Below are 12,550 nucleotides of genomic sequence, written 5' to 3'. Positions count from 1 at the left end.
CAGCTCAGGCGCCGCGCTCTGCCATCTTGGCCGGCGTGGTGCCCAGCGCCCGCCGGAACAGCGCAATAAAACTGCTGACGCTGTCATAGCCCAAGGTGATGGCGACGGCGGTCACCGATGTGCCCTTGGCCAGCAGTTCCAGGCCATGCTGCAAGCGGGCAATCTGCCGCCATTCCACCACTGACATGCCGGTTTCGCTGCGGAAGTGGCGTGTGATGCTCCGGCGTGACATGCCGATCTGGTCGGCCCAGGCATCCAGCGAGGTGTCATCCGCCGGGTTCTCTGCAATCGCCGCCGCCATCTTCAGCAGGCGCGGATCGCGCGGCATGGTCAGGCTCAGCGGTTCCGGCGCCGCGTTCACCAACTCGTCGATGAACACGCTCAGTAAACGCCGCATGGATGCGTCCAGCGCAGCGCCTTGCGGCCATTGCTCCATTCGCTGCAAGATGGCGAGGTGGTGTTTGCGGTTGTGTTCGACGTGATCCATGACGAGCTGTATCACGCCATGGCGGGCGCAGGAGCGTTCTGCAATGGCAAGCGGATTGCCGTCAACCGAATCACTGACTATCGTGGCGGACTGGTGACCACCAACCAGCCGCCTTTCATCACCCAGCAGCCGTCTGCCATCGGTATGGCGTCAGCTTCGCTGGCGGCGGTGTTGCCGGAAGTTATGGCGGTCCGCAATTTCGGGCCGACCTCTTTGCAGCTGGCTTTTGTGGCGAGCGGCAAGGTCGATGCGTTCTGGGAGTTTGGCGACGATGGCGTCAACTGTCTCGGCGGCAGCTTGCTGGTGCGGGAAGCCGGCGGTCGCGCTACCGATGTCGGCGGCCAGCCTTATGGCATACGCGCCTGCAGCAGCATCGTCGCCGCGCCGCCGCCGGTGCATGAATCGTTGCGGGCGACGCTGGCCAAGCTCTAGTCTCAATTTTTCTGCAATGCGCCGATCGCTAGCGTAGCTACTGCGTAAGCGATGCCCAGCAGGCAGACCGCTGTCCAGCCGCCATTGACCCAGGCCAGCGCCGCGCTCGCCGCGCCCAGCGCACCGCCGACGAAAAAGATGCCGACGAATAAGCCGTTCAGGCGTCCGCGCGCTTCCGGCTGCAGCAGGTTGATGGCGCGCCGGCCCAGGGTCTGGTCGGTGGTGACGCCGGCATCCAGGCCGATTGCGGCGAGCACCAGCATGGAGATCGCCAGCAATGGATGGGCCGCAATCCTAAAACCACCCCAACCGGCGCCGGCGACGCCGGCCAGCAGCAATGCCGCAATCATCAGCACATGCGCAGCCAGGCTGGCGGGCCGGGTCCAGCCGCGGTCGCCGATGCGGCCGGCAAGCGGCGCCGCGATTGCGCCGGCGGCGCCGGCCAAAGCGAACAGGGCGATATGGCGCTGGCTCAGGTTGAATGGCGCTTGCGTCAGCAGCAGCGCGACGGCTGTCCAGAACAGGCTGAAGGTCGCCATCGCCAGTGCTGCGGTCAGCGCGCGCCGGCGTAGCACCGGCTGGCTGAGCAGCAAATTCCACAATGACTTGATCAAAGCCATATAAGGCAGGCCGGCAACCGGTTGCCGCATTGGCAGCGTGCGGCTGAGCGTGACCGCCACCAAGGCCACCGACGCTGTCAGCACCAGGTACAACAGGCGCCAGCCGCCAATATCCACCAGTAAACTTGCCAATGGCCGCGACAGCAGGATGCCCAGCATCAGGCCGCTCATCACATTGCCGACCACTCTGCCGCGGTGCGCTTCGCAAGCCATCAGGGCGGCTAGCGGCACCATGATCTGGATCGCGCTGGAGGCGCTGCCCGCCAGGAAGATCGCCAACAGGAATACCCAGCCCGAAGTCGACACGGTTGCCACCGCCAATGCCAGCGCGCAGCAGGCCAGCAAGCGCACGATCAACTGGCGGTTTTCCAGCAAATCGGCCAGCGGCACCAGCAGGATCAGGCCTGCGGCGTAGCCCAGCTGCGGCAGCATGGCGACCATGCCGCTCAACCGGGAATCCAGGCCTAGCGCAGCGGCTATCGGCGCGATCAGGGTCTGCGTGGCGAACAGGTTAATGACGGTGATGCCGACGGCGGCTGCGAACAATATTTGCAGCGCGGCGGAAATGCCACCGCTGGCGGCATGCGTGGTGATTGTCTGCGCGGCAGGACAGATGGCGTTGGGCGGCAAGTCGGGAGCATTCATGGCTTCTTTGCGTGGCGCAGTTTGCAGTGGGAGAGGCGGAGTCCGATCCCTGGCAAGCGGTTTCAATGCTGTGATTGTGCATTCGCAATCTTTATGCTACAAGTGAATTATTATTATAATTATTATGCGGATTTATTTTGAATACTCATGATATCGAGGCCTTCGTTGCGGTGGTAGAGACCGGTTCAATTGTCGCCGCAGCAACACGCTTGCATCTGACGCAACCGGGCATCAGCCGTCGCGTCCAAAGCCTGGAAGATCGCTTAGGCTTAGCCTTGCTTGAGCGGCAATCGAAGCCGCTGAAACCTACCGCTGCCGGCAAGGAAATCTACGAGCGCGGCCGCCGTGTGCTGGGTTCGGTAGCCGATTTGCTGGCCGGCGTAGAACCGGGTTCAGAAGTGAGCGGCGAGTTTCGTCTCGGGATTGCCCCTTTTCTGGCCGAGCTTGCGCTGACTCATCCGATTGATAATCTGCGCAGCGAGTTCAGCAAGTTGACATTGCGCGTCAGCGCCGGCTGGTCGCCTGCCTTGCTGATTTTGATGGAAAGCAACGCAATCGATGCGGCGGCGGTAGTTTTGCCGGACGATGTCATGCCGCCGAATACGTTGACGACACATTTGCTAAACCATCAAATGCCCCTGATCGTGGCGAGCCGTGCCTCGTCGCTGGACGATGGCAGTTTGTCCTTGAGTGAGTTGGCAAGCCATGCCTGGGTGGTGAACCAGGATGGCTGTGGTATACGCCGCTCGATCCGGCACACCATGGATGCCGCGCGTCTACCGGTGGATGTCGCGGTCGAAACCTTCGGCACGGAGCTGCAATTATCACTGGTGGCGCGTGGCGTCGGGATTGGCATGATCATGCCGGGAGCATGGGCGCGCAGCGCGTTTCGCGATCAGTTGCGGGTATTGGACGTGCCCGATTTCAAGGGCGGCGTGAACACCTGGCTGGTGCATGCCAGGACGCCGGGAAGACTGGCTGCGCCCATCGAACGTTTGCGCCAGGATATGCATACGATGCTGGAGGAAGAACTGCACTTGCCGGTTTGATGTGCTGCAGCCAAGAAAAAGCGGCCCGCAGGCCGCTTTTCACATTGGGGAAATAGTATTTCCCGCAGGCTTAGTAAGCGCCCATGAAGTCGCGCTTGCCAACTTCTACGCCGTTATGGCGCAGGATGTCATAGGCGGTGGTGACGTGGAAGAAGAATTGCGGCAAGCCATAGCCTAGCAGGTAAGTCTGGCCGTTCAGCTTCTTCTCTTTCGGTGTGCCAGGGCGCAAGACGATTTCCAGCGCTTCGCTACCGTCGATTTTTTCAACGGACAGGCCATCGATAAATGCCAGTGTCTTCTTGATGCGGGCATGCAGATCGGCAAAGGTTTGCTCGTTGTCTTCATACGCGGGCACTTCGGCGCCAGCCAGGCGGGCAGGTACGCTCTTGGCGAAGTCGGCAGCGATCTGTACCTGGCGCACCAGCGGGAACATGTCTGGAAACAGGCGCGCTTGCAGCAGCGCGTTCGGATCGATCTTCTTTTCAGTTGCGTGTGCTTCGGCTTTTGCCAGAACATCGCTGAGGGCGTTCAGCAGTTGCTTGAAGACAGGAATTGAAGTGCTGTACATGGAGATAGTCATGGTGAATCCTTGGTTGGTTGTCGCGTCATGCTGCTGGGAAGGTGCATGATTATAGTGCTTGCGTGGCGAGTCCGCTGACTGGCAGGTAATTACCTAGAGCCGCAGCAGTTTCTTTTTGGCGGAGACCCATTCCGAGCGCGAAATCAGACCTTGCTTGTACTGTTCCGCCAACAGATCCAGCTGTTCGAAGTCTATCGGGGGAAGTCCTGCCGAGACTGTCGGGGAGGCTGCCGGAGTCGCCACCGGGGTAATTGCCGGAGAAATTTCCGGCGTGATTTCTGATGCAGGTTCGGATACAGGTTCTGGCGCGGCTTCTGCCACAGATTCTGGCGCAGATTCTAATACCGATGGCGGTTCTTCTGATGTCGGCTCTGGCTCTGATACCGATTCCGGCGCAAGTTCCGAGACAGGTTCCGGTACGGACTCTGAGACAGCTTCTGGAACGGGCTCTGAAACAGGTTCCGGTACAGGCTCCAATACGGATTCTGATACGGGTTCCGAGAGAACTTCCGGGGCAGGAAGCAATAGCACAGGCGACGGCTGCAATGCAGCGATTTTCTTCTCAACAGCACTTTTGAGAAGCGTGAAGCGGGTCAATTGCCAGCCATTGACGAGGACCGTATTGGCGTCGCCGGCCGCGCGAATCAGGCTGGCGTCGGCGGACTCGCCGTTGACCAGGAAAAAACGGATATAACCGTTGCTCATCAGGCTGGGCAGCTGGATGCGAACCCCGCTCAGGTCGGCAATCAGAATATCCTTGTCGCCGTTCTTGGCTTGCGTCAAACGGGCCATGGCGCCGGCGCGCTTGATCTGGATCCGGTCACTGAGTAGCGTTACCTGGCCGTTAACGCCCCGTACTTGCATCTCTACCTGTATAACCGCTAGCCCCACGTCTGCTTACCCTGTATTTACAACCTGTTTGCCATCATCTCGGCGCAAAACGCCGATGCCTTTAATATAGTCAGATAATGTAACACCGGCTTCAAAATGAATAAAGACGCCACACCGAATTTACGGGGTGGCGTCTTTTTTGCGGGTGGTGCGAACGAACGATCCGCGGGTTTTACTTGCCCCAGCCGTCCTTCAAGGTAACAGTCCGGTTGAATACCGGTTTGCCGACTACCGAATCAACCCGGTCGGCAATGAAATAGCCATGCCGTTCGAACTGATAGCGGTCTTCCGGCTTGGCGTCTTTCAGGCCTGGCTCCAGGTAAGCGGTAATCACTTCCTTGGCGTTCGGATTCAGGGCAGCCTTGAAGTCCTTGCCACCGGCGTCCGGATGCGGATCGGTGAACAGGCGGTCGTACAGCCGTACTTCAGCTTCCAGCGCATGCGCCACGCTGATCCAGTGGATATTGCCCTTGACCTTGTAGTTGGCGCTGCCTTCGGTGCCGCTCTTGCTGTCTGGAAAGTATGTGCAATGGACTGCAGTGACCTTACCGTCGACGTCTTTATCGAAACCGGTGCACTCGACCACAAAACCGTGGCGCAGGCGGACCCGGCTGCCCGGCTTGTCGGCCGTCGGCGGGAACAGGCGGAAATACCCTTTGACAGGGGTTTCCATGAAATCTTCCTGCTCGATCCAGAGCGTGTTGCTAATTGGAAAATGACGCAGCGCAGTGGCATGCTCGGGATGCGCCGGAGGATAGACCGGGGCGTGGCAAGCCACGGTTTCGCCTTCCGGAAAATTATCGATGATCAGCTTCAAAGGCCGCAACACAGCCGAAGCGCGCGGCGCTTTTGGATCGAGGTCTTCCCGCAACGCACCTTCCAGCGAGCTCATGTCGATCCAGCCGTCCGATTTGGTGACGCCGGTGCGGTCGCAAAACAGTTGCAGCGCTTCCGGCGTAAAACCGCGGCGGCGGATACCGACCAGGGTCGGCATGCGCGGATCGTCCCAGCCGTCGACGATGCCTTCGTCCACCAGCTGGCGCAGCTTGCGCTTGCTGGTAATGACATAGGTGACGTTGAGGCGTGAAAACTCGTACTGGTGCGGCACTGGTTTTTGCAGGAAGCCGGCGCTGCTCAGGTGCTCCAGGATCCAGTCGTAGAACGGCCGGTGGTCTTGGAATTCGAGGGTGCAGACCGAATGCGAAATATTTTCCAGCGCATCGGAGATCGGATGCGTGTAGTCGTACATCGGGTAGATGCACCACTTGTCGCCGGTCCGGTGATGATGGGCGTGGCGGATACGGTAGATGGCCGGATCGCGCAGGTTCATGTTGGGCGAGGTCATGTCGATCTTGGCGCGCACGATGTGTTCGCCATCCTTGAACTTGCCCGCCTTCATGCGGCGGAACAGGTCCAGCGATTCGGCCGCAGGGCGGTTGCGGAACGGCGAATCCTTGCCGACTTCGCCGAAATTACCGCGGTTGGCCGCCATCTCTTCCGCGCTTTGGCTGTCGACATAAGCCAGGCCGACGGTAATCAGATACTCCGCCATTTCATACAGCTTGTCGAAATAATTGCTGGCGAAATAGAGGTGCTCGCCAGTGCTATCTTTCCAGTCGAAACCCAGCCAGCGCACGCTGTCGATGATGGTGTCGACGTATTCCTGTTCTTCTTTTTCAGGGTTGGTATCGTCGAAACGCAGATGGCAACGGCCGGCGTAATCGCGCGCCAGGCCGAAATTGACGCAGATCGACTTGGCGTGGCCGATGTGCAGGTAGCCGTTAGGCTCCGGCGGGAAACGCGTGACCACTTGCGGCAATGGCTGACCCTGGCTGTCCTGGCGGTTGGCGTAGGCGCCGGCCGTCAAATCGGTTTCGATGATGCCGCGCAAGAAATTGGACGAGGCAGGTGCAGGTGGGGTGTGGCCGTTGGTGTGATCTGTGCTCATGGAGGATTTATTTATACGCTTTGCAGAATGAGGTTATGACTCATTTTACCGTAGCGTGGCGCTTTGCAGGAGGGACCTGGCGGATTTTGTTGCACTGCGGGGATCCGGCGCTGGATGCGGGGCGGAAAGCGCTATTTTAATATCAAAAAATTATTTAATATTGCCGTCCGACCCTTTAAAACCGGTATCGCCCATCAGTTACATTTGCCGGAACAAATGGGCAAATACGCGGCTGACCGCCAGGCTTTCGCTGCGGCCGCGCAGCTTGATCGACAGCTTGCCGTTTTCATCGCGGGTGGCCACCTGGATGCATTGGCAATTGACGACTGTGCCGCGATGTACCTGCCAGAACTGCTGGCTATCGAGCTGCTGCAGCAAGTCCTTGAGACTGGTGCGTATCAGCGATTCGCTTTCCGCCGTGACGACATTGATATATTTGTCGCTGGCCTCGAAATAAATCACTTCGCCGATAGGAATCATGCGGATCTGGTTGCCCACCGCGGCGCGGATGACAGTCAGCCGTTCGGCGCCGGCCTTGGGTTGCAGGTTGTGCAACTGTCCGATCAGGTGCTCGAGCGCTTGGTCTTTGCCAGCATCCTGCTGCAGACGCTGTTGCAGACGAGCGATGGTTTTCCCGAGGCGAGCGTCGCTGATCGGTTTCAAGACATAGTCGGCGGCGGCATGGTCGAAGGCTGAGATCGCGTATTCGTCGTATGCCGTGACGAACACGATCAATGGAAACGCTTGGCCTTCCGGCCATTCTTCCGCCAGTTCCTGGGCTGCTTCCAGGCCGCTTTTGCCCGGCATTTTTATATCCAGGAACAAGACATCGGGCCGCAGTGCGAGGGTTTGCTCGACCACCGCCACGCCATTCTCGACGCTGGCAACGATTTGTAATTCCGGCCATAGTTTTTGCAGGGCGTGCTTCAGCGCGGCAGCCAGGATCGGTTCGTCTTCTGCAATCAGGGCGCGTAGTTCAGATGGATTGGTGGATGGCATAATCATGACAAGTAAGGAAGCTGGATTTGAGCGATGACGCCATGCGGCATGTTGGCGCCGAGATGCAGCCGGGCCTCAGAACCGTACAGTGCGTGCAGGCGCTCGCGGATATTATCGAGACCGATGTGGCTGCTATTGCCGCCAGGTTGATGGTGCTGGTTTCGCGTTTCCTCATCGGCCAGTCCCAGACCCGTATCGCTGACCCGCAACAGCAGCATTTGGCCGTACCGGCTGGCGCTGACTTCGATCCGGCCACCTTCTATTTTCGGTTCGACACCGTGCTTGATGGCGTTTTCCACCAGTGGCTGCAGCAGCATCGGCGCGATGACGGTGCTTCGCAGTGCTTCAGGCAGATCCAGTGCGTAGCTGAGGCGGGCGCCCATGCGCAGCGACATCAGTTCCAGATACGCTTCCATCAAGCCGAATTCCTGCGCCAGGGTGGTTTGTCCGGTGCGCGACGACGACAGCGATGAGCGCAGATACTGGATCAACTGGTCCAGCATCTGCTGCGCGCGCGGAGCATCGAATGCGATCAGGCTTTGTAGCGTGGCCAGGGTGTTGAACAGCATGTGCGGCTCGATCTGGGCCTGCAGCAATTGCAGCTGGGCTTGCAAGGCTTGCTTTTCGACGGCAGTGCTACGCGCTTTTTCGGTGGCAGCCTGGTTGCGCAGCTCGGCGAGGGTGCTTTGGTTCCAGAAAAACAGGGTGGCGCCGACGCTGAGGGAAACAGTCAGGACGATCAGGCCGGTTGCGTGGTAACTCATATATTGATCAACGCCATCGGGTGGAAGGCAGAGCAGTTTTGTCGCCAGCCGGGTACCGAACAGGAAAGCCAGGCCGGCCGTCGCCAGGATCAGCGCCATGTAAGCCCGGCGCGGCGGAACGTTGTTGCGCCAGAGCAGATACCGGCCAAGGTAATTGAACAGCATGACGGAAAGGCCGATACACAGGGAAAACACCAGGTTTTGCAAGAAGCTGTCGCCGATTTCCATTACATAAGTAACGAAAACGGCGCAGCCGATGTCGACGCTGAGATTGATCAGCAAGCTTTTCAGCAGGCGCTGCCCTAAGGGCCCGGCGTTTTGTTGCAGTGCGAGTTCGGGTATCCGGTTCATGCGGGAGGTGTGTGGTTATGCTTGTTCAGCTCTTGTTCTATCATGCGGCGCTTCCATTTTGCGCCTGAGGCATGCATGAACACCGCCAGGCCGTGGAATAGTAACCCGATTCCCCAGCCGAGAATTGGTCCCATCGCCCAGGGATGGCCTGGATTATTCACATAGTTCAGCAGCACCAGCCCGCTGTTGACGAGCAAATAGACGGATAAATGAATAAAGAATCCGATTTTCCGCTCGACTTGGCGTTGCGCTTCTTTGTAGTCGGGATGGCTGTCGTCCATTGTCGTTCTCCTTGTAGCTTTGTTGTCAGGCGATGTGTGAATGTTGAACGCCGGCTGCATCGGTTGGAAGCAGAATGCGACGAAACCGGCTTTGGATGGCGCGAATCGATGCTGGCGGAGAGCAAATGTGAATGTGCCGCTGAATGTGATGGCGCGGCGCGGCAGATTGGGGCTGTGCCAAACAATGCTGATCATTTAAGATTGGACATTGAAGGTTGAACATCAAGGCAGGCAATTGAACCATCCGTCTTTAACCGGCGATGTTTTGCTTGCGGTAATTCCAACATATCTATTGAAGGAAAAGATTTATGTGGCCCTATCCCAAAATAGTCGCGCATCGCGGCGGCGGCACACTGGCTCCGGAAAATACCTTGGCGGCCATGCGCTGCGGTCTGGAACACGGATACCATGCGGTCGAGTTTGATGTCATGCTGTCGCGCGACGGCGTGCCGATCCTGATGCACGATGCGGTGTTCGGCCGCACCGTGCGAGGCGTTGGCAAGGTGTCTGACTTCAATGCCGACCAGCTGGCCGTGATGGATGCCGGCAGCTGGTTGGGGCCGCAATTTGCCGGCGAACGGATCTGCACCTATCGCCAGGTGCTGGCTTTTTGCCGGCAGAACGGCATCTGGATGAATGTTGAAATCAAGCCGGCCGAGGGATTTGAAATTGAAACCGGCCGCGTGGTGGCGCAAGTCACCGAAGAAGTTTTTGAGACTGAACTGGCTGCGCATGTGGCTGTCGACAGCGGCGCCTGGCCCGATCCGGCGTTACCCTTGTTTTCCTCGTTTTCGTTTGACGCCCTGCGTGCGGCCCAGGTCGCCGCACCCGATATCCCGCGCGGCTTTTTAACCGATGTGATCGAGGATGACTGGCAGCACAGACTGCAGGAACTGGATGCGGTGGCCTTGCATACCAATCACAAATACCTGTCGCCGATGCAGGCCGATGCAGTCAAGCGGGCAGGCTACGGTTTGTTTTGCTATACGGTGAATACCCCGGCGCGCGCCACGGAAATACTGGGCTGGGGCGTGGATGGATTCTGCACCGACCGGATCGACTTGATCGCGGCCGATTTTGCCTAGTCGGTATTTACTTTGGTTTACGTTTCGTTACATGGCTTACAAATGATGTGTCGGCGGGTTGCCGCTGTTAGCGTTTAAGGTCACATGGGCAAGCAGCTCATCAGCCTAAACAGCCAACCCGAAAAGGACCACCATGAAAACCACAAAATCGATCTCTTTCCTGCTGACTGCGCTCGTGACTACCCTGTTGGCAGTCCCTGTCTTCGCACAATCCGCCGCCAGCGAAACCCAGCGTGACGTCAATCAGCAAAACCGGATAGAAAACGGTTTGAAATCCGGCCAGTTGACTACCCGTGAAGCCGGCCAGCTTGAGCATCAGGAAGCCAAGGTTGACCGTACTGAATCCAATGCGCTCAAGAATGGCAATCTCAGCCCGGCAGAAAAAGCTCGCATCCAAGGTATGCAAAACAAGGTGAGCCAAGATATCGGCGCAGACAAGCATAACGGCGCGGTCGGCAATCCGAATTCGGTTTCCAGCCAACGTATGCAAGCCGACGTGCAGCGCAACGCCAATCAGGAACAGCGGATTGAAAACGGCATCAAATCCGGTAGCCTGGACAAACGCCAGGCAGGCAATCTGCAACGCGGTGAGGCGCATGTCGACCGTACAGAAGCCCGGGTTGCCCGTAACGGTCATGTCAACGCAAATGAACAGGCCCGCGTTAATCGAGTGCAGAACCGAGTTTCAGGACGTATTCACCGTGATAAAACGAATGGCTGATCGTTGATTTATCTTTAAAGCAACAGATTTGCTTGTTTTTACCTAACTGAAAGGATTTCCAAATGAAGATCAATAAATTGCTGGCTGCCGTACTTGTCGCTGCTTTCGCTCTGCCAGTGATGGCGCAAACCGCTGCCCCAGCACCTGCTCCTGCAGCACCAATGGCAGCTCCTGCTGCTGCGCCAGACGCTGCTGCACCAGCAAAAACCATGAAAAAGCACAAAAAGCATCACCACAAGAAAAGCCACGCTATCACTGCTACGCCAACCAATAAAGGCGCTTAATAGCGCGCAGTACGGCTGATACAGGACCGAATCCGGATGAGATTCATCTGAATTCTTACCTGATATCATTAAAAGCCCGTCGGGAGCGATTCCGGCGGGCTTTTTTCATGCGCTTCCTGCTGAATCGTCCGGCAGGTATCACGTATAATCAGAGGTTTGCAAAAGTACTTATTTGGCAACGTCTTGCGGGCCGGTCTCGGTTTACCTGAGTTGCTGAACGTCGATTGCCTTTATTCCGTTTCATTTTTTGCCCAAGAACATGAACTCAGCCGAAATCCGCGAAAAGTTTCTCAAATTCTTTGAATCCAAAGGCCACACCATCGTGCGCTCATCGAGCCTGGTCCCCGGCAACGATCCGACACTGCTGTTTACCAACTCCGGTATGGTGCAGTTCAAGGACGTGTTCCTGGGTACCGAAAAGCGCAATTACGTGCGCGCCACCTCGGTGCAGCGCTGCCTGCGCGCCGGCGGCAAGCACAACGACCTGGAAAACGTCGGCTATACCGCGCGTCACCACACTTTTTTCGAAATGCTGGGCAACTGGTCGTTCGGCGACTACTTCAAGCATGATTCGCTGGTCTGGGCCTGGGAGCTGCTGACCAAAGTGTACGGCTTGCCGGCCGATAAATTATGGGCCACGGTATATGAAACCGACGATGAAGCCTACGATATCTGGCATAACGTCATCGGCCTGCCGACAGAGCGTATCGTCCGCATCGGCGATAACAAGGGCGCGCCTTACGCTTCGGATAATTTCTGGCAAATGGCCGACACCGGTCCTTGCGGTCCCTGTTCCGAAATTTTCTACGACCATGGTCCCGATGTCTGGGGCGGTCCTCCCGGCAGCCCGGAGCAGGATGGCGACCGTTACATCGAAATCTGGAACAACGTGTTCATGCAATTCAACCGCACCGCCGATGGCGTGTTGCATCCGCTGCCGGCACCGTCGGTTGACACCGGCATGGGCCTGGAGCGGATCAGTGCGGTGATGCAGCACGTTCACTCCAACTACGAAATCGACCTGTTCACCAACCTGTTGAGCGCGTCTGCCGCAGCCATTGGTTGCGCCAACGAAGGCCAGTCTTCGCTCAAGGTGGTGTCGGACCATATCCGTTCCTGCAGCTTCCTGATCGCTGACGGTGTACTGCCGTCGAACGAAGGTCGCGGCTATGTGCTGCGCCGTATCATCCGTCGCGCCTGCCGCCACGGTAACAAGCTGGGCGCCAACGGCAGCTTCTTCTACCAGATCGTCGCGGCGCTGGTCGCCGAGATGGGCGAAGCGTTCCCGGAACTGACCCAGAACCAGGCGCACATCGAACGCGTGCTGAAGGCCGAAGAAGAGCAGTTCGCCAAGACCCTGGAGCAGGGCCTGAAAATCCTCGAGCAAGACCTCGCCGAGCTCAAAGGCGACGT

General features: G+C 58.1%; 14 protein-coding genes. 6 read left to right on the top strand and 8 right to left on the bottom strand.

Annotated features, from left to right (window positions below; genetic code table 11):
• Positions 1-4: 4 nt before the first annotated feature.
• On the bottom strand, positions 5-397 hold the full coding sequence (locus tag ABI171_RS10635; RefSeq protein ID WP_348092537.1) for an AraC family transcriptional regulator: 393 nt from the start codon (positions 395-397) through the stop codon (positions 5-7).
• A 21-nt stretch (positions 398-418) separates the two neighbouring features.
• On the opposite strand from ABI171_RS10635, the gene ABI171_RS10630 reads away from it, so the two are divergent.
• Positions 419-919 carry an inositol monophosphatase family protein gene (locus ABI171_RS10630; RefSeq protein ID WP_348092536.1) on the top strand — a complete coding sequence of 167 codons (501 nt, stop codon included), beginning with the start codon at positions 419-421 and terminating at the stop codon, positions 917-919.
• A 2-nt stretch (positions 920-921) separates the two neighbouring features.
• Here the strand turns inward: ABI171_RS10630 and ABI171_RS10625 are convergent, their stop codons facing one another.
• Positions 922-2,184: an MFS transporter gene (locus ABI171_RS10625; protein ID WP_348092535.1), complete on the bottom strand. Its 1,263-nt coding sequence runs from the start codon at positions 2,182-2,184 to the stop codon at positions 922-924.
• Positions 2,185-2,321: 137 nt separating this feature from the next.
• Here ABI171_RS10625 and ABI171_RS10620 point away from each other — a divergent pair, with 137 nt between their 5' ends.
• Positions 2,322-3,233, top strand: coding sequence for a LysR family transcriptional regulator (locus ABI171_RS10620; protein ID WP_348092534.1), 912 nt, complete (start codon positions 2,322-2,324; stop codon positions 3,231-3,233).
• Between the two features lie 70 nt (positions 3,234-3,303).
• Here ABI171_RS10620 and ABI171_RS10615 read toward each other — a convergent pair whose 3' ends face one another.
• The 6 genes from ABI171_RS10615 to ABI171_RS10590 form a co-directional block, all read right to left on the bottom strand.
• The gene (locus tag ABI171_RS10615; protein WP_348092533.1) at positions 3,304-3,813 is read right to left on the bottom strand and encodes a DUF1993 domain-containing protein; all 510 of its coding nucleotides are present in this window, start codon (positions 3,811-3,813) and stop codon (positions 3,304-3,306) included.
• Between the two features lie 93 nt (positions 3,814-3,906).
• On the bottom strand, positions 3,907-4,677 hold the full coding sequence (locus ABI171_RS10610) for a DUF4429 domain-containing protein (protein ID WP_348092532.1): 771 nt from the start codon (positions 4,675-4,677) through the stop codon (positions 3,907-3,909).
• A gap of 199 nt (positions 4,678-4,876) precedes the next feature.
• Complete coding sequence (locus ABI171_RS10605) at positions 4,877-6,652, bottom strand: glutamine--tRNA ligase/YqeY domain fusion protein (RefSeq protein ID WP_348092531.1); 1,776 nt, start codon at positions 6,650-6,652, stop codon at positions 4,877-4,879.
• A 198-nt stretch (positions 6,653-6,850) separates the two neighbouring features.
• Positions 6,851-7,651 (bottom strand): LytTR family DNA-binding domain-containing protein, encoded by an 801-nt coding sequence (locus ABI171_RS10600; RefSeq protein WP_348092530.1) that lies wholly within the window; start codon positions 7,649-7,651, stop codon positions 6,851-6,853.
• Positions 7,652-7,653: 2 nt separating this feature from the next.
• A complete protein-coding gene (locus ABI171_RS10595; RefSeq protein ID WP_348092529.1) occupies positions 7,654-8,766 on the bottom strand; it encodes a histidine kinase in 1,113 nt (370 codons plus the stop codon).
• Positions 8,763-9,242 carry a 2TM domain-containing protein gene (locus ABI171_RS10590; RefSeq protein ID WP_348092528.1) on the bottom strand — a complete coding sequence of 160 codons (480 nt, stop codon included), beginning with the start codon at positions 9,240-9,242 and terminating at the stop codon, positions 8,763-8,765. Before ABI171_RS10590 ends, ABI171_RS10595 begins: the two co-directional genes overlap by 4 nt.
• Before the next feature lie 113 nt (positions 9,243-9,355).
• Between ABI171_RS10590 and ugpQ the strand changes: the two genes are divergently transcribed.
• From ugpQ to alaS, 4 genes are all read left to right on the top strand, one after another.
• A complete protein-coding gene (ugpQ, locus tag ABI171_RS10585) occupies positions 9,356-10,132 on the top strand; it encodes a glycerophosphodiester phosphodiesterase (RefSeq protein ID WP_348092527.1) in 777 nt (258 codons plus the stop codon).
• 133 nt (positions 10,133-10,265) lie between these two features.
• On the top strand, positions 10,266-10,853 hold the full coding sequence (locus tag ABI171_RS10580) for a hypothetical protein (protein WP_348092526.1): 588 nt from the start codon (positions 10,266-10,268) through the stop codon (positions 10,851-10,853).
• Positions 10,854-10,915: 62 nt separating this feature from the next.
• The gene (locus ABI171_RS10575; protein WP_348092525.1) at positions 10,916-11,137 is read left to right on the top strand and encodes a hypothetical protein; all 222 of its coding nucleotides are present in this window, start codon (positions 10,916-10,918) and stop codon (positions 11,135-11,137) included.
• Positions 11,138-11,396: 259 nt separating this feature from the next.
• A partial coding sequence (gene alaS / locus ABI171_RS10570) for an alanine--tRNA ligase (protein ID WP_348092524.1) occupies positions 11,397-12,550 on the top strand: 1,154 nt, incomplete at its 3' end.

This window comes from Collimonas sp. (genome assembly GCF_039923675.1).
GTDB lineage: Bacteria > Pseudomonadota > Gammaproteobacteria > Burkholderiales > Burkholderiaceae_D > Collimonas.
Note: the sequence above shows the minus strand (reverse complement) of the source record. Positions and strands in the feature narration are given on the sequence as shown.